Source organism: Tolypothrix sp. PCC 7712 (assembly GCF_025860405.1).
In the GTDB taxonomy this organism is placed as follows: Bacteria; Cyanobacteriota; Cyanobacteriia; order Cyanobacteriales; family Nostocaceae; genus Aulosira; species Aulosira diplosiphon.
Genome location: NZ_CP063785.1, coordinates 1,665,512 through 1,686,061, shown reverse-complemented (window position 1 = coordinate 1,686,061; position 20,550 = coordinate 1,665,512). Strand labels below are relative to the sequence as shown.

Here is a 20,550-nt window from a genome sequence, read left to right as displayed (position 1 = left end):
ATGGGGATTGGGGACTGGGGATTGGGGATTGGGGACTGGGGACAAGGGGATGGGGGGACAAGGGGAGAAAATCCCATTACTCATTACTCATTACCCATTACTCATTACTCATTACCCATTACCCATTACTCATTACTCATTACTCATTACTCATTACTCATTACTCATTACTCATTACTCATTACCAATGCCCAATGCCCCATGCCCAATCCCCATTCTCTTTCCAATTTCTGCCTGATGCATTTACTTAGGGCGTGAAAATTCAGAAAGCTACATAAGTATTCTTGAAGTAATAATATTTCTGCTTTGTAGAAAATAAATTTTCATTTAGAGTAAGACAGAGATACATGCTGATTCCCACTGTGATCAAAGCTATCTGAAGTTTCAGGCTAAATGACTAGAGGAAACTCAGTTGAATGCTTAAGAGTCTGTTTCAAAATGGGTAACAGCAACCGTCCCTATAAGCCCGATCACCTATGCTAAAAGTTATGCACTCGGCCACCAATTCAGCTACCCCAAATTCCCAGTGGGAGGATCTAATCCAGCTTCCAACCCCAACTTATGTTGAATGGGACAATATCAAAACTCAGTTAGATTTAGTGCTGTTGGCGCTAGAAACTTTAACGGGTCTTGGTTCCGAGGCGATGCTCTCGGCAGCAATTAGTTTGAATTTGGAGTCAAGAGTGCCAGATCGCGTAGCTTTGTGGCGCTTGCGCCAGTCAAATCCCCTACGCAAAGGACAAGGAGGGCGAAAAAAATTAGATGTAGAAGAGGCGCGATCGCTTGTTCTCATCACCTGCTACCTTGCTAAACAGCACCAGGAATTGATTCGTCGTGCTGTTGGTCTATTAGAACAAATGGCCGCAAATCACCAGGAACCTCACCAAACCGCTTTACTGGGAGATTATATAGATGCTTTCTGCAATACTTACCAAGAGCGCATGGAAGAGGATGAGCAAATTTCTACAGATTTACTAACTCATTTAGCGCTCAAACTGCTGGTAGATTTATTGTTTTACAGCGCCCCTGGTGGACACCGCCGTCTTTGGTTAGCACTGATAGACCGTTCCACAAAGTTTTAGATTTTGATTTTAGATCGCTCCTCCTAAATCCCAAATCGAACACCAATCATCTCCTTCGCAGTTTCTGCCATGCCTCTATCTAATTCTGTCATTCGTCGCTACACACCCCCCACCTGTACCCTCGAAGTGTTGGCGCAAAGCTCACCTTTATCCCGGTGGACGGGAAAAACTGTCCTCAAGCAACTCAGCTTTGAGTTGCGGTTTGACGATCCGCGACTACCAGAAGAAAGCAGACTCCCAATTCGGGGCGATCGCGATCAGCTCGAAGCTTTGTGTGATGCAGTTTCAATCTACATTCAACAATTTCTCCAACAATCTCCCGAAACTTTTTCGCTGAGTTTTCCCAGCCCGCAAGATTCTAGTAAAGTCGCTAGTGACGCGCAAATACAAGACTTTCAACAGACTGCACAACCACTTAGTACTCAAACATTAAGGTCTTTTCCCTCTTCTTTCCCTACTACAACAATATATTTAGAACCGAGCAGTTCTTTGACTCACAAGCTATTTCTCGGTTCCCTCGCTAGCCAAGCATCTGGGCCTGCTATCGAACTAGGTTTGTTGCAACTATTCGATTTAGCAACTGCTCTAGATGAATACTCGGCTGATATTATGGCGTTACCTACTCTGGAAAATACGGGCAGTTCTGTAGCGAGATTTCCGGTATGGGCACCTGTAGCAGCTGTATTAGTCTTAGGTGTGGGACTGTTACCAGTAACCTGGCAATATGTGAATAACATTAAGCCAAATCAGCAACAAACTGCGAAAAAACCCACTGCCAATTCAGGGCCAATTGCTCTGCAACCCTCACCTCAAGTCAACCCAGAAGCGGGACTTGCAGCCCCAGACAGTTTTCCCCCATTACCAAATATTGGCTCAACTACACCAATCCCTACTTCTAGTTTGCCAGCAGATCCTCTATTAGCTCCTAATTCTGGACTGGCTAGCAAAACACAAACATTACCAAATTCTAATTTTCCTGCCGCTCCCACATCAGCTGGTTCGAGTTTACCATCTACAGCAACTGGGCTGGGTATAAATCAAAAGACAAGCCCAACTTTTTCTACTAATTCACAGTTTGGCGTACCTCCTACCATCGGCGATCAGAAAATTGCTTTGCAACCAAACTTGACACAGACCAAGCCTGGATCGATTAGCCCCAGCGATTTAGGCCTGCCGAAAAAGCGAGAATTACCGCCTAGCCTATCAACAGATAGAACTAGCCGTAGCGTCACCCCCAATCTTCCCATCACTGCGCCAGCTCTTCCTGTCATCCCCAATGAACCGACAAGTACAGCCAAATTAGAAGGAGAATATAATCCAGCTTCTACAACAGCTACCACAACTTCTAGAGCCAGTAGTGAAAGTGCGTTAGTTGATAGATTGCGGGGAACAAGAAAAACTGCAACGACAACAACGCCACCAGCTAATGACAGCACATTATTTGATACACCGCAGATAGCAGAAGCTAGACAATATCTGCAAAAACGCTGGCAACCACCTTCTGGATTAAAGCAAACACTAGAATACAGTGTGATGGTAGGTGTTGATGGTACTGTTGAACGAATTTTTCCCTTAAATAAAGCAGCCAGAGATTATGTAGATAGCGCTGGTATGCCAAATATCGGTACACCTTTTGTTTCTGCTAATAGATATGGCAGAAATGTCAGACTGAGAGCTGTACTTAGCCCAGATGGTAAAGTGCAAATCTTTCCAGAAACCGAATAATTATCAAGGTTTTCACTTAGTGGAAGATACTTTAGCAAGAAAATGGGTAATTGGTAATTGGTAATTGGTAATTGGATTTCACCTTTGACCTTTGACTCTCGACCCTTGACTCTTGACTCTTGACTCTTGACTCTTGACTCTTGACAAACAAAAAATAATAAATGCCCAATAAAATAGGCTGGTTTTACCAGCCTATTGTTTTTCATTATTTTAATAACGAGATTTTTTGGTTCTTAATTTTTGTTTTTTCCGCCTCGTTTCTGTAGTAGCAACAGCATGATCCACCGGATAACCAACTACAGGAATTACCTGATATTTGCGTTCTTCTTCTAACTTTTTCAGTTCGGTGTAATCAACCCAGTGAATGCAATCAACCGGACAAGTATCTATTGCTTCTTGAATGACTTCCTCTGCGTCCCCATCCTGACGAACTACTCGCGATCGCCCATAATCTGGTTCAATATAAAACGTGTTACGGGCAACATGAGCGCAATGCTTACAGCCAATACATGTGAGCTCATCCACATATACACCTTTTTGGCGCATCACTCCACCCAATTCCGGCTCTAAACCAGAGCGTTCGGGAGCATCCCGTAAAAAACCGCCTAATTCTGGTTCAAACCCGGAACGACTATCTTCTTGTTCTTCCGGCGAAGGCAGAAAATCAGCCATTACGCACTCCAGCGTTGTACTACCAGACGAATTGAACCATCTTCTTGTTGCTTTTGTTCGGTCACTTGAAAGCCAACACGAGATGTTTCTTTCATTACCGTTTGATAAGCATAGCGCTGAGTTACTTGGCGTAAAAATCCATCTACAGATAGGTTTTGTTGCCAGTACTGTAAGTCAGCCACCAATTCATATTCTTGGCCATTCCATCTAAAACCGATATCATAACCATTCTCCTGCTCAATGGAAATTTCTGCAGGATGAGTTTGACCGCGATAGCCTCTTACTTCACGCGGGCCAGGCTTCCAATTTATACCCAATTCATTGAGAGCATCTTTCAAAGAGTCTAGGTTACGGATTTGAGTCTTAATTTGGCTAAAGTGTGACATGGTGGTTCTGAATTAACTAAAATAGACTATTTTGAACAATTACCAATCACTGAAAGCGGTTTGCGTATTTACCACACCAGATTGTTGTACCTGATTATTGGCAAAAAATTCTGAAGTTGGCTCATTAACAAGTACTTGACCAAGTTGCGCTTCTATTGCTGCTGTGACTTCAGCGCAAGAAGCACCCACAATGCCAGTGACTTTCTCTTGTACCCGACCATCTGGATAAATTATGAACTCTAATGTCTCCATGCTCTTGGCCAACCACGATAATACGCTTGAATTTTACTGCCTCAGCAGTCGGCTAAATATATAGCCGTTGGAACATTCCACTTAGATACAAACTTGCCATTTGTTAACTAATGTTCCATCTCTCAAAATATATATCTCAGAATTTTTACAAAAATTATTAATTTTATAAGTCGCTACGTTTGTCATTAGTTAGTTTCTCTTAACCTAATAGATTAGTCAAGCGGACAATTGAGCTAGCAAAATCAGGGTTAAAGGGCTGAAAGACGGCATTAGCGGTAGTATAGCCAGTAAAGCCAGCAACAAAACTATAAATTTTATTGAAAATCTTTATCATTATCATTGAGTTTGGCTGATTAAACTACTAGTTCAACACACAAATATTGACAGGTGTCGATTGGGTAAAGGGAAAAGGTCAAAGGGGAAGGGTTTAAAGCCTTTACCCTTTTCCCCTTAACCTTTCCCCCGCCTGTCAACAAGACTTTGGCAGACTACTACTCAATGTTTAATGCCAATTTTGGATTTGGGATTTTAGATTCAAAACCTTGACTATTGGCTTGAATAGATAATTTGTGAGCTAGTTTATCCCTCTATCTTCGCCCACGGAGTCCAAATCAAGAAACAACGGTTACCTTTTTGTTCTGTAATTTCCGCACCTAATCGATGATAAAAACTCAAACCGCGAGTGTTGCGAGCATCAGCGTTCCAAGCCAGATGGGTACAATTATTTTGCTGTGCAATTTGAGCCATATGACTCATCAAAGCAGCGCCGACTCCTTGGCTTCTCATATCTTCATCGACGTATAAATCATCTAACCAAATACTCGGTTGTCCGGCAAATGACGAGTATCTAAATCCATATAAAGCGAATCCAATCTCACGTTCTAAAGTCTCTGCAAATAAAACATAAGCAAAAGGAACTTGATTAAAAATTGTTTGACGAATTTTAGCTTCCGTTACTCGCAACACGCCATTAAAAGCGCCAATGTTGCAGTCAAATTCTGCCTTCTTTTTGATGAACGAGAAAATCATTGGTACATCATCGGGGGTTACATTTCTGACTTTCATCAGCTTCCAGACTATTTTTTATTAAAGTCTAACTCAAGTGCGATCGCACTCTCTCCAAAATTTTCTTACCCAAATTTATTAGTTACCAGATTTGAGGAAATTTAAGCCTAAAAACAGCGCCGCCACAGTTCCCGCCACAGCTATTTCACCTTGAGCAATTTTTTCTAAAACCGATGCGACAGGAATTAATATCACTTCGATTTCTTCTGTAATATCTAACTGTTGTTCTTGAACTTGCGCTACATTTTCGGCTAGAAATAAATGAATTTGATTCGTATCTTTACTTGGCTTATCGTATAGTGTGGCAATTTTTCGCACTACTTGCGTCATATAACCAGTTTCTTCTGCTAATTCTCTTACTGCTGCAACTTCTGCACTTTCTTGCTGTGGATCGAAACTCCCTGCAGGGAGTTCTATAAAAAATTCGCCAACTGCGTGGCGATATTGCCGGACAAACACAATTTCTTGATTGCTAGTTATCGGTAAAATTAAAGCTACTTCTGATTTGAGATTAACAAAATAATCATCAATAATTTTGCCGTTAGGTAATTCTATTTCATCTCGTCTAACCTTACACCAAGGATGATCCAATACCATCTTTGATGTTAAAGTTGTCCATTTTTTGAGATTTTTCATATCTACGCTAGCATTTGACAGCAATATGTCTAAATCTGGCAATTTTGACTATGTAAAAAAGTATAACAGATGTATCAAATCAACTAAACTTTAGACCTACACTGTGATATTTGTGATATTTGGCCTAGCCATAGATAAAGTATATATATGCAACTTCAGGTCAAAATATTTACTGTAAATAAACGTTTTCCCTTGACAATTAGTCGGGGGACAACGGCACAGACAACGAATGTATGGGTGAGTATTTACCAAGATGGGATTGAAGGCTGGGGAGAAGCGTCACCATTTGGTGTAGGCAATCATTCGCAATCAACAGAGAAAATCAAAGAGGCTTTACAAGAAATAGCACCAATTTTGCAACCTTTTAGCCCATTGCAAAGGCAGCAAGTTGAGCAAGCTTTGATCGCAGTACAGGCTCCTTCTGCAGTGAGAGCCGCAGTAGATATGGCAATGCACGATTGGCTAGGTAAGCTTGTAGGTTTACCACTGTGGCAACTTTGGGGACTTGATCGCCATCTGATAGTACCTACCTCAGTCACCATTGGCATCAACTCACCAGCAGCAGCCAAAGCTAGGGCACGGGACTGGTTAGAATTTACAGATGTTCGTGTTTTCAAGGTGAAGCTAGGTAGTCCGGATGGCATAGATGCAGATCGGAAAATGTTCTTAGCAGTCCGTGAGGAAGCACCGAATTTGGAATTTTTTGTTGATGCTAATGGCGGTTGGAGTTTACCAGATGCGATCGCCATGACTAGTTGGTTAGCTGATTTAGGTATAAAGTATGTAGAACAGCCACTACCACGGGGACAGGAACAAAGTTTAGCAGAATTAAAAGCGCGATCGCCTCTGCCGATATTTGTCGATGAAAGTTGCTTTACCAGCACCGATATTCCCCAACTAGCAAACTATGTAGATGGCATTAATATCAAACTCATGAAATCGGGAGGCTTAACAGAGGCAATGCGAATGGTACACACTGCAAAAGCCTATGGTTTACAAGTGATGTTTGGTTGCTATTCTGATAGTTCGTTAGCTAATACAGCCGCAGCACAGCTGGCTCCTCTGGCTGATTATTTAGATTTAGACAGTCATCTCAACCTCATCAACGATCCTTTTACAGGTGCATTGATCAAAGAAGGAAGAGTTTTGCCCAACGATTTACCAGGTTTGGGGGTACAACACAGTGCGTCTGCCACTTAATCAACGAATTGCTATTTTGCTACATGAGGGAACTGCTGGCACCCAGGGGAAAACTGGGTTGTCGATTTTACGCTATAGTGAAGCCCCTATAGTAGCTGTCATTGATCGCGACTGTGCAGGAAAATCTCTATCAGCAATCACAGGTATCAAACGTGATGTCCCGATTGTGGAGTCAGTAGCCGCATCTTTAGAATATCAGCCGCAAGTTTTGGTAATTGGCATTGCACCCAAAGGCGGTACTGTACCGGATGATTATTGGCATGAAATCAAAGATGCCTTACAAGCGGGAATGTCTCTAGTTAATGGTTTACATACCCCATTGGCAACAATGCCAGAGTTAAATGCACTGCTAAAACCAGGACAGATAATTTGGGATGTCCGCAAAGAACCGCCGAATTTAGGTGTTGCTGGTGGGTTGGCGCGCACCCTTCCCTGTCGGCGGGTGTTAACAGTAGGAACTGACATGGCGATCGGTAAGATGTCAACAAGCTTAGAACTGCATTGGGCAGCAAAACGCCGGGGATGGCGTTCTAAGTTTTTGGCAACAGGTCAAACCGGCGTAATGTTAGAAGGCGATGGCATACCTCTGGATGCCGTGCGGGTAGACTTTGCGGCTGGTGCAGTGGAACAAATGCTGATGCGCTATGGCAAAAATTACGACATTGTCCATGTGGAAGGACAAGGTTCCTTATTGCATCCCGGCTCAACAGCCACCTTACCTTTGATTCGTGGTTCCCAACCAACGCAATTAATTCTTGTACATAAAGTAGGACAAACCCATGTCCGCAATCATCCCCATGTACCTATTCCACCTTTACCAGAGGTGATTCGGTTGTATGAAACTGTAGCTAGTGCGGCTGGTGCTTTTGCCCCTGTGCCTGTTGTGGGTATAGCACTGAACACAGCCCATTTAGATGAAGCCGCAGCCAAAGAAGCGATCGCCCAAACTACAAAAGAAACTGGGCTACCCTGCACTGATGTAGTACGGTTCGATGCTAATTTCCTGTTGAATGCTGTGATGAAAAGCTAAGTTTTACTGTGGCAAATAATTCCAGAAATTTATCAACTTGCTGTTAACAGTGAGTTGATGAATTCATAATTTATTGTATGTAGATCTTCCAATGATTCTTGCGATTGTTCTTCCTAGTTTTAAGTCAATAAGCTTGGGTTAAGCTGATTAGCGATTGATTTGTCACTTATTAAAAAAGCCAGCAAAATTGGGGGAGAATCCCCCAAACACCCGATTGGGTGAAGGTTGCGTCCCCCAAACCCCCTCCAAAATTATTGTTCTATTTTTTTGTTGAGTAACTAGTTTTTTGGTTTTGTTAAGTAGCTCAACCTAATTAAATGTGAAATGTCATGACGAGCAGAAGACAGTGAAGCGTTCGCGTAGCGTCTCGCAGAGAAGTAATCGCCAAGACTCTATTTTATGTTTTTCAATGTTGATCTACTTATCAATTAATTTTCTTAACTGAATTGTATTTAGTTGTAAGTTAGCTTTTTATAGTAAAATTCTCTTTTGTATTCTCTAGCTTTTAGCGCTATTTTCATGAATAAAACCCCACGTATTAATATACCTGTAGAAGTAAGAAAGTACATATTTCAACGCGATAAATATCAATGCCAAAGTTGTGGTAAAACGGCTTTAGAAACTAATCTCTCTATCGACCATATTATACCTCTATCCCGTGGTGGACAAAATGATATTAGTAATCTCCAAACTCTCTGCAATATTTGCAACCAGAAAAAATCAAATAACATTGACTTGCGCTTCAGGCGTAATTTCGACTTATAAAATAAAAAACCATCCCTCTTGCAGAAAGGGATGGTAAAAACTCATAATTATCGACAGATTTAATCAGTATATGTTGAGGTTTTAACTAGCTTTCTTTAAAGCCTGTCTTAAGTTCTTTAAATCTTTAGCAAATTTGACAATGTCTTCATTTTTGAGCAATTGCTTAAGAGATTCAGGGCTAAGTTTTTTAATTACATCATTCCAGGCATTGATAGTATCATTCAGCTTGTTAATATTCACATTGCCGTTAGCCAACAAACCTGATAAAGAATTGATCAATGCTTGTACTGATTCGGGATTTCCTCCTAGATTAACTAAATCTGTCTGTAATTGAGATTTAGCAACATCGAAACCCTCTCCTTGCTTTAGAACCACAATAAGAGTGGTGCAGAAAGTATCAACTGAACTACAAGTTATTTGTGTTGCAACTTGATTAAGTCTGTCTTGAGCTTCTGCTGTGGCTGTCAGTTCTCCATTGGGGCCAAAATCTACATTACTCCCAGGTACTACTTGGGGGGTTATAGTGCCAGTTCCAGTTCCAGTTCCAGTATTTGAAGGAATAAAACTACCCCCAGAATAGCCTGATGATTCTACGGTAGTTCCTTGATTCACAAATATACCAGCATTTGCTTTATTAGCAGTAGCCAGTAAAAAACTCGATAACATTAACACAAGACCAAGGCTGAGGGGGAATTTTTGCTTTTTCATGCTTTTATCTCAGATTTATTCAGCGATAAGATTTAGAATCTACGTCTAATGTGAATTGAGTGCCGTAAATCTTGTAACCTCTTCCATAATTCCAAAACCACAATTTTTAATAAGTCTGGAAACCTTGATTGAGAAAGAGGAGTTTTTAAGTTTTTAATTCACATCAGGCGTAATTTAGAACTGTAAACTATACCCTGCAGTCAAACTAAAACCAAGACCATTGCTGAAGCTGCCAGTTAGGTCTGTGAAAATAGTATTAATAACTAGAGGGCTATTTGGAAAAGGAGCAAAAGATGCACCCATGTTTAAAGCATTCCCAGTCCAGCTACCTACTAAGGATGCTTGTGGTATAACTCGTAAGCCAACACTACCGAAAACATTTGGCGGATTATCCCTTAAGTTCTTATATGCACCTAGAGAGCGAAAATCACCACTTCCAAGACCAAGAGAAACAGTCAATGGCATTTGGTTATTTAAATTATTTGGCTGTAAGTAAAATGCTTTAGTAACCACTCCATAGATTGTGTCTTTAGCTTGGTTAGCATCCCCCCAGCTAATGGGGTTAGACCAACCAACAGCGACTGCTGTTCCATCAGCAAAGTATTTGTGTAGCTTGAAACCGATACCGCCACTTTCACCAAAGTCACCAAAATTGGTATTTTGACCACCTACGCTGATAATATTGAGGTCAACTTCCAGCCCTACAGATTTCACTGCATCTCCTAAACCAAAGCCTAGAGCTAGTGAACCATCTGTTTTACCTTGATCTAAAGGAATATATATTCCCCCACCTATGAAAGCTTGACCCCAGCTAGCACCATAAGCTGTGGGAGTACCAGCACTAGAAGCAGGTGCGCCGCCTAAGCGAGCTCTGGGTATTTCAACTAAGGGTTCAACTAATAATTCTTGGCGTAACCTATTGGCTTCTCCTAAAGTATCGCCTACAACTCCAGAAGAATCTGTTTGAGCAATTTGCGTGGGTTTTTTGTGGTTGAATGCGGTTTCTGTTTTTTGTGATCGTAAATCTTTTGCTCTTAAGTCTGCATTAGACTTGGCAATAATATTAGAACTAGCAGAAGATGCTTGCAAGCTTTGCGAAGAACTGAATTCAACAGTGGGGCTGCTATCTTCTATGGTGACTTGTCTCCAGTCTATATCCTGCTGTATGACACTCTCAAAAGCCGAGGAATCCTCTGATGTTGTTTCAGCAGGACTAAATTCACTGCTGGTATTATCAGCTAATAACTTATCCTCAGCAGCAGCAGGATGCGTTGAAATCGCTGTAGTCAGCAAAATACCAGTTACTAACGTTTTTCCTAAGCCTAAGGAAATAGACGGCAATCTCTTGAGTAATAATATACTTAACACTTTTCCTCTTAACACAGTAAAATCCTCACACTAAAGCAATAAACATAACACTCTACTAAGGTTGATTCATCCTATAGCAAAGTATTTATAAAGACAAGGCAAGATAGACTAATTTTGCTATATGGAATAGACAAAATTAGCTGAAAACCAACACCAGCAAACTTTTCAGACTGAGATTGGAAGGAGGCTAATATTTCAATCTGACAAAATTAACGTTTTGAAATGTTTTTTGTTATTCAAGATTCACCGTATTATCACTAGTTTTAAATAATGCAAATGAAAATGTATTTAAGTATTAGTTACTTAAATATTTTGTTACAAGTTTTGGGTTTAATGAACTTTTGAACGAGTGAAGAGTTGAAGCAACCTGTAGTATTGGGTAGATGAGCCGTTCTTATGTGTGAGTGCAGCTCATAGGCTGGTGGCAAGTCACTATTCAGTTATAATCGCAAAATTATTGAATGCCAATGCTATTCAAAATTGCTGAAATAGTGATAAATAGCTGGTTAATAGTATCTTGTATTCAAAAAATCACCAGTTTTTGGCTGGAAATTTACTCTAGAAACTGAAGGTAAAGCCTGGCAAGATTTTAATTGCGATCGCTTGTCACAAGTGTGTAAACCATCGCCATTACTTAATACACAGAACATACGTAAGCAGATAATTTGAACTTCATCATGTACCCCTATGAAAAAGCAAGCTACGCCATTGGTGTAGCTGATGCAGCAGAAAACAGGACTTTAGCCTTAAAAATCTAGGCTGAAGCCCTGTCTAGTAAAGCTTAGACATTACTACAAAAAGTTTACTGGCTATGTCCATCCCAAATTAAGGGAAAGGCATAATCTGAGAATGATAGTGAATCCTGATTGTCACTGCGACTTTCTTGATCGATGACTTTCACAACCTTGTTGTATATATCTTCAGCTTGCTGTAGAGAATCACCGATGCTGGTTAATCCCAACTTGCCAAACTGCGACAGACAACCCATAAGATGAAATACTGTACCTGTTTCCGTGCAGCTATCAAAGTGTAATCTGTAATGAGCGATGATATCCATCAAATCATTAGGTAATAATCCTTGATAACGGTCTTTTTGCAGGTTGTCGGTAGCAATGTAATATTTGGGACGACCTTGTTGGCTATAAAATAACCCAGTAGACAGGTTATAGCGACCATTGGTTAATAATTTCAGCGTCATAAAGGGATGGGTAGTACCGCCTTTACGCAGATTAATTTCGATCGCCTGAATATCCCATTGTCCATTACCCTGATCAACAGCGATAAAATCTACGCCAAACCTTTCTAAAGCACCTTTTTGGGCAAGTTTTCTCCCAACTTGCAAACCTAGTTGCTGCAATTCCAAACGGTAGCGTTCATCGGCGGGGAATCGACAACCAAGATAAATTTGCCCATCTGGCCCGCCTAGGATTTGGTCATGGGTGGAGAGAATTTCGACTTCACCTGTGGGTGTAATCCGTCCTTGGACGCTAGGCGATCGCTTAATTTCTCCTTCAACAAAAGCCTCAACAATCGCCCCTAATTCTGTGATGCGTCCGGAAAAATTAGCCCAAGTCTCTTGGCTGGCTTGAAAGCGCATAGTTGCAAAGCAATGGCTAATTGCAGCAATTCTTTGAGCAGTATCAGCTTCTCCCGGTGCTACATTCATAATCGGTCTTAAATCTAGCAACGCATTTCCTTCTCCAGATATACCTTCATTGAGTTTGACTACCATACGTTGCAATGTTGGCTGGCGTTCCCATAACTCACAAGCGGCGACTGCTAAATCTTTCTGGTTCCAAACTCTTTGGCTACCATCTGGATGGGGAACACCACATTCAGCAAATATTTGCCGACTACCACTTTTGGAACCCCAAATCTGCAAATCTGGTGCAGCAGCGTACAAAGGGACATCTAATTTTAAAGATAATTCCGCTTCCAAAAATGTGGAATTGTAACAAACCATGAATGATTTTTCATGGCGCAAAGATTGCTTAATTCTCTCTAGTAAGCGAGGACGTTCTAAAATCTTTTGACTAAGAGGTTTGAGAGAAGAATCGTAAGTAGAAAGTAATAGTAAACGATTGCGGGCATGGGAAAAAGGTATTCCGGGTAGCAGTTGCAGATAGTAATCAATAATGCTAGGATGCAACGGCATTGATGTTACATAAATTAACCTTGTGCGCGGATTTCGTAACCGAATTAAAGAAAATAATAGTCTTTCTTCATAATGTTCGCAGCCTTCAACCTTTTGTAGTTCTCGCTGGTCAATACTCAAAGAAGGAATGATTAAAATATCCGCCTCACTGTTATCGAATAGCTCGATAGTTTTCCAGCGATCGCGTAAAGTGGATTGCAGACGGCGAAACCGATCAACCTGGTCTAAATCAGAAATATTAGCTGTTACCATAACCCTTGCCCTGTCTTGATCCCAAGACTGTATTAATACTATGGTACATCTTGATGAGCGCTCAGATCGCAAGCTAGGACTGCTAAACAATTGCTGTGTACAGTAACTTAATGGATCATGCTGAATTTCCTATTTCTCTGGGATTTACCCCTTAAGATTGAGCTAACAAAAATTTTTTTACATCTTTAGATTGATAAAGTCTTAGAACATAAAAGTTAATTTTGAAGCAGATGAACAGGATAAATCCTTCATCACAAGAGAGTTGTATACTTGTTTGCCGTGTTCAAGTTATTAGATTGTGTTAGGTGTGGGGAGAAATTATTTTAGTTACGTGGATTTACCAAACATCAGTGAAGTTGAGCTAATATCCGGGTTATAACAGCTTCAACTTATAAATGCTAAGTAATACACAAAGTAACCCTTGGGTTGAATTTTCGATCCAAGGTTTACTTTTGGCAATTAGGTAGTTAGTAATTCGTAATTCGTAATTGCATCAGTTGATGATTCATCATTTATCCTGACTTGGTTAATTTGTAGGAAAAGCTTTATGCCAGAAGAGAAAACTTTACAACCACCCCAGCAACAACAGCCACCTGGTAACGAATCGGAAATGCAGCCAAAACCCCAAGCAGATGATGCTAAATATCAGGGTAGTGGCAAGTTAAAAGATAAAGTAGCACTAATTACGGGTGGTGACAGTGGGATTGGCCGTGCTGTGGCGATCGCATTTGCCAAAGAAGGTGCAGATGTGGCGATCGTTTACCTGAACGAACACGATGATGCTAAAGAAACCAAGCATTTAGTAGAACAACAAGGTCGGCGTGCAGTTGCGATCGCAGGCGATATTGGCGATGAAAATTTCTGCCAACACACCGTACAACAAACAATAGATGAATTTGGTAAGCTCGATATTCTTGTTAATAATGCGGCTGAACAACATCCCCAAGAAAGTATCGAGGATATTACTAAAGAGCAGTTAGAACGCACTTTTCGCACCAATATTTTCTCGATGTTCTTCTTGACAAAAGCAGCATTAAAACACTTACAAGAAGGCAGTGCCATTATTAATACCACATCAGTAACAGCTTATAAAGGTAACCCCCAACTCCTGGACTACTCTGCTACTAAAGGTGCAATTGTAGCCTTTACTCGTTCCTTATCAAAAAGCTTGGTAGAAAAAAATATTCGGGTAAATGCCGTAGCACCAGGCCCAATTTGGACACCTTTAATTCCCTCAACTTTCCCCGAAGAAAAAGTAGAAAATTTTGGTAAACAAGTACCTATGAAACGCGCTGGACAGCCTGAAGAAGTTGCTCCTAGCTATGTATTTTTAGCCTCTGACGACAGTTCTTATATCTCTGGTCAAGTCATACATCCTAACGGTGGAGATGTAATCAACGGTTAATTTCTGGGAGCAAAATTAGCAGGTTCAATATAGTTTTATATGCTCAGAACCCCGAGTTGTTAATAAGTTGGGGTTCTGAATCATATTAAATAAAATTTAGTAACCCTTGGGGTGAATACTTCGTCCTCCATTAGATGGATGAAGAAATTTAAATTGCTTAGTAATCTATTTTTAAACAACAAGTAATTATTAGCAAATAGACATATGGCATCCACAACACCATTGCTCGGTACAGAATTAGTAGATTGTGCTAGAGCAAATGCTAAACAGGGTATTGAAACTGCTGCTTACCAATGTGGTTATGGCAACGATCTCAACAGATTTGCCCAAGAATTAAGGCAAGCTTGCGAAGAAATGAATTTGCAAGTTAAAGAACTTACGGAATTGATTACCGACCAAGATTTGATATTACAAATAGGTACTGGCGAAGTAGTTGCTCCAGATACAGCTTCTGAACTTTAAAGTAGAGGCGATAAAGGAGATGAGGGAGATGAGGAAGCAGAGGAGAAAATGCAATTACCAATTACCCATTACCACATGACAAATGACAAATAACAAATGACAAATGACAAATGACAAATGACAAATGACAAATGACAAATGACAAATGACAAATGACAAATTATTACATGTCATAAATTTTGGCTTCTGAAGCCTCTGGATATTCTTCGCAATATTCCTCAAAAGCTGTCTTAGGAGGCTTATGAGCACGTTGGTGAGAAATTTCTGCTTGCATTTCTTCGACAGCATCCCAAGCAGCAGCACATTCTCGCGAACGAATACCTGTGTCAGCACAAATGATCCTAGCTCTCTTAATTTCTGCTTGCAGTTCTTGTTCCAGTAGCGCTGTTCCAGATTGTTCTAGAAAGTCACTATGAGCCAGAATATCTGTGAGTGAGATAATACCCAGCAGTTCACCTTGGATAACTGGCGCTCTATGTAGATGATACTCAGCAAATAAGCGTGCAACGTATTCTACAGCCAGGTCTGGATTGATAGTAATACAAGGTTTAGACATAATCTCATAAACGCGTATTGCATGGGGATTTTTTCCATAAGCAATCACTTTATAAGTAATATCGCTTTCGCTAACAATACCGTAAGCATCTTGTTCGTGGCGACGATCTACAATTAATGCTCGCCAGTCTCTTGCTCTCATTAATTTAACAGCTTCAGCTACTGTTGCCGAACCGCGAATAGTGGCAACATCTTTAGTCATAATATCTGCTGCTTTCAACATAATTTATCTCCCAGAGAATCTTTAAATAACTCTGCAGACAAGGTCGCAAATTTCCAGCACTCAAGTGGTAACTTTAAAGTTCTTTGGAAATACTGGCATCGCTCTCTGGTCTAACAGCTAATAGCTTGATATTTGCTATTTTATAATTAGTTACTAACTACTGATTGCCATTCCTGCACGACTGATGGCGGAACAGAAATATTAATGAAGTGCTGGCCAGGCAAAGGAATACCAAGCTGTAGCGGTTCTATGGGCAATTTTGGCAATATATTTTGGAAATCATACTGACCAATGCTAGGTACTGGTGCTTCCTCTAAAAAAACATCGGGAGCAGTCAAGACCTCACCTGTCGCTTTAGTAATTCGCAGTGGTTGCGGATGAACCAATTCAGCAGAACCCGGAAACCCTACCAGTCGGAGATTGACGCTAGGTGGATGACCTGGATAAATTTGCTTCCACAAAATAACCTGCCAAACATTACCCGATTGATCGTCTAATTTAAGATGTGAGCGATAAATTATCTCTCCTGGTACTTGTTCAAATTGAGTAACAGCTGCGATCGCAGTTTGATAGGATTTGATTTCTAAACCTAGGAATATCAACATCGTTAATATCCCCAGCAAAAGCATCCACCAAAATGATTGTAGGAAGCGACGCAACATTAGGTGTATCTCCTTATTTTGCTTGAGGCTCAAGGGTTATTTATTTGGAGTTTGTCATTTGTCATTTGTCATTTGTCATTTGTCATTGGGTAATTGGCATTTTTTATTTTCCCCCTGCTCCCTTTGCTTTTTCCCAGTCCCCAGTCCCCAATCCCCAATCGCCAGTCCCCCAGTCCCCAATCCCCCATCACGTCACACTCGCCTTTTCTGGAACCACTGTTTCAGCTTGTGAAACATCCGTTAGATGCATAACATGGACAGAGCATGGAGCATGATGCAGGACGTAATTACTGACGCTACCTAGAAATAGTTCTTTGAGTCCTGCGTGACCGCGACGACCCATAACAATTAGATCAGCTCCCCAACTAGTTGCTAATTGACAGATGATCCGACCCGGGCTTCCAAGGTGCTGGGTATATTCTGCATTTACGCCTGCTGTGTTTGCTTGGGCGCAGAAGGACTGTAGGATTTGAATACCTTGATGTTTAAAAATATCCCATTGCTTTTGATAATATTCAAAGCTTTGGCTGCCTATTCCTGGATAATAGTCAAAATTGGATAGTATAGGTGCGTAAGGGCTACCTTCTTCTTCCGCAGATAGCACATGCACTAGCATTAAACTAGCTCCTGTTACCTTTGCTAAAGCTAAGGCTTGATCAAAAACCTGTTTTCCCATTGGCGAGCGATCCAATGCAACTAGAATTTTGTTGAACATATGTACCTCCGCTGAGAGTTGATAAATCGCCTGTGAGGTTTCTGGTTTCTAGATGCTAGTACTGCTCGCTGCTGGAAATTTACAAGGAGCTAGTGTTTTGATTCCCGTGCTGCTGTACTAGATTGGTAGAAATTTTCAAGTCCTTCACTAAAATCTGATTTACTTGCTTACACCTATGCTTATAGATCTCAAAGTTGAGGAACTTGTGAGGGCACAGCTATAACTGCATCAGGCGATAGTATGCGATTAATATCAGAGATTTTTCCTATCTTCGGCTCGAACTCCAACAATCGGGAGTACTCTCGAGTTCCAACATCATTAAGATATTGCAAATAAGTATTTTTACAATTGTAAAAAGTAAAAAATATCAACAATACTGAGACCTGTACAGTCTTTAAATACCTAAAATTGCATGAAATATCTTGAATGAGCAGTTAAATTAGATACTCTATCCGAGAACAGGCGATCGCAATCAGAGACGCTATTGCTCAGTTTTTATGAGATTTAGAGTTCTGTTTATTTTGTTCACCGACTACAGCTAGCGGTGTAAAAGCTGTTTCGCAGAGAACAACGCAGCCACAAACCTACTCTTTTTTTGACTACAGCAAATTTACCTCATCACTAATGGAGTACAAAACTATGACTAGTTCTGACATAACTAATTTTGAGCAGAAAACTCAGAGGGATATTTCCTATAAGTTAGAAAGCTTTTTCTCTACATCAGGTCGGGAAAGGTTGTTAACTTTGAAGCTGATAGAATATTTACTACTTGCCGTAGTTGCTGGCTCAGGTATGATTATTTTTTTTGGTCAAAATAATCAAAATCTGGTCATTGCTGGGTCAGTTGGTTTAATTATTGCAATTTTTCTATTTCTAATTAATAGACAGGCTGTTCAAGAATATAGTAATAATACTAACCAATCTGATATCCTCAGAAAAGCTGAACTCTATAATTATTTATCAGCCAATAATAACTCAGGCGATCGCAACTCTGTAACTCCCGCTAGAGCCAAGGCTTTACAGTATTGCCAAACATTAATTGAAGATTATAAAAGAACTCGGACTCTGGCGAGAAACCTTTACTATATTTTGCAAATTGCGACTGTTATTTTATCTGGTGTTACGCCAATTTTAGTACTTGTAGATAAGTTAGAAACTGGACAAGCTTGGCTAAAATGGCTTCCTGTAATCTGTCCCGCTATTGCTTCTATCGTTGCTAGTATTGTGACTTCTTTTCCTTTCCAAAAGAATTGGATTGCTGCTAATACAGCAGTTGAATTATTAGAAGCTGAACAAGAAAAATTCATTTTGGGCATAACTCAGCCTTATCGCTGTTATGATGCTTCTGATTTTAGTCAACAACAATTGCAAGCCAGCCAAGCCATAGAATACTTTATTGTGCAGGTCAATAATATTCATCTTCAACAGTTGCAACAATCAAATGAACCTCAGCAGTCAGAGAAGACAGAAGCAACTGCATCGAAATAGTAATCTTGACTAGCAAAAAGTCAAAATTTATCAGTTATCAGTGAACGATAAAAGCTGATGACTGATAATTTATTTTGTCAAAATCTGATTATATTTAACGAAGCTGGCACTAATTCTGGTAACATCAGTTTAATTAGTGAGTACACACCAGATTTATCCTAGTGCAATAGAGAAAATCTCGAGCCAGTTGACAAAGTTCAGAAATTCTATAAATTAATCTTTATTCCCGTCTGTATTTATCTACTAGGGTTTTATTTCACTAGTTCTGAAGATTCAATAATTGTGTAGTCAAGAGTTGATTGCTGAATTTTGAACTACTGAAGTTTTGATGATGAAATTATCAGAATTAATGACATAAATATACCAGTTATAAGTATAGACTATTACTGAGTAGCTAATAAAGCTCCATTAGTAAAATTTAATCCCTAAATATATAGGTGATATGATCAAGATTCTGGACTCTACCTTAAGAGAGGGAGAACAAACTCCTGGAGTTTACTTCTCTCCTGAGATCAAGCTGGCGATCGCACAGTTTTTAGACTTAGTCGGGGTTGATATTATTGAAGCTGGAAATCCAGCAGTTGATCGGGAAATTGCTAATGCTATAACAAAAATTTCTCATGCTGGAATTAAAGCAAAAATAGGCGCTCATTCGCTTTGCAGCATTGAGAATGTTAACAAATGCCTAGATTGTGGCATTGACTTTTTAGGTATTGTTTTTAGTGTTTCGGAAAAAAGGCTACAACTTGACTACAATTTAAATTTAGCAGCAGCGCTAGATAAAATTGTGGAAGTTATTAGCTATGCCAGAAAGCAGCAAGATAATTTATTAATTCGCTATACACCAGAAGATACTGTTCGCTCAAAAATAGAGAATGTAATTGAGGCTGCTAGTGCCGCAGTCCAGGCTGGAGCTAATATCATCAGCATAGCAGATACGGCAGGCTACACAACGCCATTTCTGCCAAATCGCAGTATTTCTTATTATGTAAAAACTCTCAAATCTGAACTAGCTAAACGTGAATTATATCCGCAAATAGAAGTACATTGTCATAACGATAGAGGTTTAGCATTAGCAAATGCCTTAGATGCATATAGCGCTAATGCAGATATCATTGATGTCACAGTGATGGGTTTAGGTGAGCGAACTGGCATCGTTGATTTAGCGCAATTACTTATAAATTTAATAGATATAGGTGAGGAAAATACCAAGTGGGATCTCAAATATTTAAAGGATTTATATGAGTTAGTTAGTGAACATTCACATATTGCTATTCCTCCCCATCAACCTATATTAGGAAAAAATGCCTTTACTCACTATGCAGGGTTGCATGTAAAAGCTGTATCTAAAGACGAGGAACTTTATCAAAGCCTCAATCCCGAAATTTTAGGATTAAAAAGTAGCGTAGCATTAGGTACGCAGTCGGGACGTAGTGCCATTAAACAAGCAATTCAGCAAATTGGTAGACCCGAATTAGCGGAAAATCCTGATTTGGTAGCAAAGATTTTGCAAGAAATTAAAGAAATTGCTAAAAGAGGTACGCCTATTGATGTAGAAAAAGAACTACCAGCAATTGTAGATCGTTGTGCCTTGAGCGAGCTAATTACTAATTGGATTGGCAAATAGCTGTTATAGCCACAGATTCACTTAGTTGAGTGTTAACAGCTTTAGCTCATATAGGAATCCGCTTTGATTCCTGAAATTATTTGCGTAGGGAGGGAACAGGGAACAGGGAACGGGGAA

Annotated in this window: 21 protein-coding genes; 10 read left to right on the top strand and 11 right to left on the bottom strand. The window is 40.1% G+C overall.

Going from position 1 to position 20,550, the window contains the following annotated elements; translation table 11 throughout:
- The 3 genes from HGR01_RS06810 (at position 1) to HGR01_RS06800 (ending at position 2,807) form a co-directional block, all read left to right on the top strand.
- Positions 1-258 carry a hypothetical protein gene (locus HGR01_RS06810; protein ID WP_155539090.1) on the top strand — a complete coding sequence of 86 codons (258 nt, stop codon included), beginning with the start codon at positions 1-3 and terminating at the stop codon, positions 256-258.
- Between the two features lie 218 nt (positions 259-476).
- On the top strand, positions 477-1,082 hold the full coding sequence (locus tag HGR01_RS06805) for a DUF3038 domain-containing protein (RefSeq protein WP_045869196.1): 606 nt from the start codon (positions 477-479) through the stop codon (positions 1,080-1,082).
- 69 nt (positions 1,083-1,151) lie between these two features.
- Positions 1,152-2,807, top strand: a complete 1,656-nt coding sequence (locus tag HGR01_RS06800; protein ID WP_045869197.1) for a DUF4335 domain-containing protein — start codon at positions 1,152-1,154, stop codon at positions 2,805-2,807.
- A gap of 210 nt (positions 2,808-3,017) precedes the next feature.
- Here the strand turns inward: HGR01_RS06800 and HGR01_RS06795 are convergent, their stop codons facing one another.
- From HGR01_RS06795 to HGR01_RS06775, 5 genes are all read right to left on the bottom strand, one after another.
- Positions 3,018-3,479, bottom strand: a complete 462-nt coding sequence (locus tag HGR01_RS06795) for a ferredoxin (RefSeq protein WP_045869198.1) — start codon at positions 3,477-3,479, stop codon at positions 3,018-3,020.
- On the bottom strand, positions 3,479-3,865 hold the full coding sequence (locus HGR01_RS06790; protein ID WP_045869199.1) for a DUF1257 domain-containing protein: 387 nt from the start codon (positions 3,863-3,865) through the stop codon (positions 3,479-3,481). The genes HGR01_RS06795 and HGR01_RS06790 overlap by 1 nt, the downstream gene beginning before the upstream one ends.
- Positions 3,866-3,904: 39 nt before the next feature.
- Positions 3,905-4,117 carry a DUF2997 domain-containing protein gene (locus HGR01_RS06785; protein ID WP_045869200.1) on the bottom strand — a complete coding sequence of 71 codons (213 nt, stop codon included), beginning with the start codon at positions 4,115-4,117 and terminating at the stop codon, positions 3,905-3,907.
- 579 nt (positions 4,118-4,696) lie between these two features.
- Positions 4,697-5,182, bottom strand: coding sequence for a GNAT family N-acetyltransferase (locus tag HGR01_RS06780; RefSeq protein WP_045869201.1), 486 nt, complete (start codon positions 5,180-5,182; stop codon positions 4,697-4,699).
- Between the two features lie 78 nt (positions 5,183-5,260).
- The gene (locus HGR01_RS06775) at positions 5,261-5,818 is read right to left on the bottom strand and encodes an NUDIX hydrolase (protein WP_045869202.1); all 558 of its coding nucleotides are present in this window, start codon (positions 5,816-5,818) and stop codon (positions 5,261-5,263) included.
- A gap of 147 nt (positions 5,819-5,965) precedes the next feature.
- Between HGR01_RS06775 and HGR01_RS06770 the strand changes: the two genes are divergently transcribed.
- The 3 genes from HGR01_RS06770 to HGR01_RS06760 all read left to right on the top strand — a co-directional run bounded on the left by HGR01_RS06770 (position 5,966) and on the right by HGR01_RS06760 (position 8,813).
- Positions 5,966-7,018, top strand: a complete 1,053-nt coding sequence (locus tag HGR01_RS06770) for a dipeptide epimerase (protein ID WP_045869203.1) — start codon at positions 5,966-5,968, stop codon at positions 7,016-7,018.
- On the top strand, positions 7,002-8,048 hold the full coding sequence (locus HGR01_RS06765; protein ID WP_045869204.1) for a DUF1611 domain-containing protein: 1,047 nt from the start codon (positions 7,002-7,004) through the stop codon (positions 8,046-8,048). The genes HGR01_RS06770 and HGR01_RS06765 overlap by 17 nt, the downstream gene beginning before the upstream one ends.
- Positions 8,049-8,567: 519 nt before the next feature.
- Positions 8,568-8,813, top strand: coding sequence for an HNH endonuclease (locus tag HGR01_RS06760; RefSeq protein WP_045869205.1), 246 nt, complete (start codon positions 8,568-8,570; stop codon positions 8,811-8,813).
- Positions 8,814-8,894: 81 nt separating this feature from the next.
- Here HGR01_RS06760 and HGR01_RS06755 read toward each other — a convergent pair whose 3' ends face one another.
- The 3 genes from HGR01_RS06755 to HGR01_RS06745 form a co-directional block, all read right to left on the bottom strand.
- Positions 8,895-9,521 (bottom strand): hypothetical protein, encoded by a 627-nt coding sequence (locus tag HGR01_RS06755; protein WP_155539092.1) that lies wholly within the window; start codon positions 9,519-9,521, stop codon positions 8,895-8,897.
- A gap of 174 nt (positions 9,522-9,695) precedes the next feature.
- Positions 9,696-10,889: a hypothetical protein gene (locus HGR01_RS06750; protein WP_045869207.1), complete on the bottom strand. Its 1,194-nt coding sequence runs from the start codon at positions 10,887-10,889 to the stop codon at positions 9,696-9,698.
- 802 nt (positions 10,890-11,691) lie between these two features.
- Positions 11,692-13,296, bottom strand: a complete 1,605-nt coding sequence (locus tag HGR01_RS06745; protein ID WP_045869208.1) for a peptide ligase PGM1-related protein — start codon at positions 13,294-13,296, stop codon at positions 11,692-11,694.
- 547 nt (positions 13,297-13,843) lie between these two features.
- Between HGR01_RS06745 and HGR01_RS06740 the strand changes: the two genes are divergently transcribed.
- The gene (locus HGR01_RS06740) at positions 13,844-14,701 is read left to right on the top strand and encodes an SDR family oxidoreductase (RefSeq protein ID WP_045869209.1); all 858 of its coding nucleotides are present in this window, start codon (positions 13,844-13,846) and stop codon (positions 14,699-14,701) included.
- A gap of 204 nt (positions 14,702-14,905) precedes the next feature.
- The gene (locus HGR01_RS06735) at positions 14,906-15,163 is read left to right on the top strand and encodes a hypothetical protein (RefSeq protein ID WP_045869210.1); all 258 of its coding nucleotides are present in this window, start codon (positions 14,906-14,908) and stop codon (positions 15,161-15,163) included.
- A gap of 163 nt (positions 15,164-15,326) precedes the next feature.
- On the opposite strand, the gene HGR01_RS06730 is transcribed toward HGR01_RS06735, so the two are convergent.
- From HGR01_RS06730 to HGR01_RS06720, 3 genes are all read right to left on the bottom strand, one after another.
- Positions 15,327-15,941, bottom strand: a complete 615-nt coding sequence (locus tag HGR01_RS06730; RefSeq protein WP_045869211.1) for a CP12 domain-containing protein — start codon at positions 15,939-15,941, stop codon at positions 15,327-15,329.
- Between the two features lie 146 nt (positions 15,942-16,087).
- The gene (locus HGR01_RS06725) at positions 16,088-16,603 is read right to left on the bottom strand and encodes a DUF3122 domain-containing protein (RefSeq protein WP_045869212.1); all 516 of its coding nucleotides are present in this window, start codon (positions 16,601-16,603) and stop codon (positions 16,088-16,090) included.
- Positions 16,604-16,790: 187 nt separating this feature from the next.
- Positions 16,791-17,318, bottom strand: coding sequence for a universal stress protein (locus HGR01_RS06720; protein ID WP_045869213.1), 528 nt, complete (start codon positions 17,316-17,318; stop codon positions 16,791-16,793).
- A gap of 639 nt (positions 17,319-17,957) precedes the next feature.
- On the opposite strand from HGR01_RS06720, the gene HGR01_RS06715 reads away from it, so the two are divergent.
- Both HGR01_RS06715 and HGR01_RS06710 read left to right on the top strand, forming a co-directional pair.
- Complete coding sequence (locus HGR01_RS06715; RefSeq protein ID WP_081583946.1) at positions 17,958-18,806, top strand: DUF4231 domain-containing protein; 849 nt, start codon at positions 17,958-17,960, stop codon at positions 18,804-18,806.
- Positions 18,807-19,248: 442 nt separating this feature from the next.
- A complete protein-coding gene (locus tag HGR01_RS06710; protein WP_045869214.1) occupies positions 19,249-20,433 on the top strand; it encodes a LeuA family protein in 1,185 nt (394 codons plus the stop codon).
- Positions 20,434-20,550 lie beyond the last annotated feature (117 nt).

Excerpts from the sequence above, each read along its gene's own strand:
- HGR01_RS06795 (WP_045869198.1), bottom strand. The coding sequence starts at position 3,479 with ATGGCTGATTTTCTGCCTTCGCCGGAAGAACAAGAAGATAGTCGTTCC.
- HGR01_RS06790 (WP_045869199.1), bottom strand. The coding sequence starts at position 3,865 with ATGTCACACTTTAGCCAAATTAAGACTCAAATCCGTAACCTAGACTCT.
- HGR01_RS06735 (WP_045869210.1), top strand. The coding sequence starts at position 14,906 with ATGGCATCCACAACACCATTGCTCGGTACAGAATTAGTAGATTGTGCT.
- HGR01_RS06805 (WP_045869196.1), top strand. The coding sequence starts at position 477 with ATGCTAAAAGTTATGCACTCGGCCACCAATTCAGCTACCCCAAATTCC.
- HGR01_RS06725 (WP_045869212.1), bottom strand. The coding sequence starts at position 16,603 with ATGTTGCGTCGCTTCCTACAATCATTTTGGTGGATGCTTTTGCTGGGG.
- HGR01_RS06740 (WP_045869209.1), top strand. The coding sequence starts at position 13,844 with ATGCCAGAAGAGAAAACTTTACAACCACCCCAGCAACAACAGCCACCT.
- HGR01_RS06720 (WP_045869213.1), bottom strand. The coding sequence starts at position 17,318 with ATGTTCAACAAAATTCTAGTTGCATTGGATCGCTCGCCAATGGGAAAA.
- HGR01_RS06745 (WP_045869208.1), bottom strand. The coding sequence starts at position 13,296 with ATGGTAACAGCTAATATTTCTGATTTAGACCAGGTTGATCGGTTTCGC.
- HGR01_RS06775 (WP_045869202.1), bottom strand. The coding sequence starts at position 5,818 with ATGAAAAATCTCAAAAAATGGACAACTTTAACATCAAAGATGGTATTG.
- HGR01_RS06800 (WP_045869197.1), top strand. The coding sequence starts at position 1,152 with ATGCCTCTATCTAATTCTGTCATTCGTCGCTACACACCCCCCACCTGT.
- HGR01_RS06780 (WP_045869201.1), bottom strand. The coding sequence starts at position 5,182 with ATGAAAGTCAGAAATGTAACCCCCGATGATGTACCAATGATTTTCTCG.
- HGR01_RS06715 (WP_081583946.1), top strand. The coding sequence starts at position 17,958 with ATGACTAGTTCTGACATAACTAATTTTGAGCAGAAAACTCAGAGGGAT.
- HGR01_RS06710 (WP_045869214.1), top strand. The coding sequence starts at position 19,249 with ATGATCAAGATTCTGGACTCTACCTTAAGAGAGGGAGAACAAACTCCT.
- HGR01_RS06770 (WP_045869203.1), top strand. The coding sequence starts at position 5,966 with ATGCAACTTCAGGTCAAAATATTTACTGTAAATAAACGTTTTCCCTTG.
- HGR01_RS06755 (WP_155539092.1), bottom strand. The coding sequence starts at position 9,521 with ATGAAAAAGCAAAAATTCCCCCTCAGCCTTGGTCTTGTGTTAATGTTA.
- HGR01_RS06810 (WP_155539090.1), top strand. The coding sequence starts at position 1 with ATGGGGATTGGGGACTGGGGATTGGGGATTGGGGACTGGGGACAAGGG.
- HGR01_RS06730 (WP_045869211.1), bottom strand. The coding sequence starts at position 15,941 with ATGTTGAAAGCAGCAGATATTATGACTAAAGATGTTGCCACTATTCGC.
- HGR01_RS06760 (WP_045869205.1), top strand. The coding sequence starts at position 8,568 with ATGAATAAAACCCCACGTATTAATATACCTGTAGAAGTAAGAAAGTAC.
- HGR01_RS06785 (WP_045869200.1), bottom strand. The coding sequence starts at position 4,117 with ATGGAGACATTAGAGTTCATAATTTATCCAGATGGTCGGGTACAAGAG.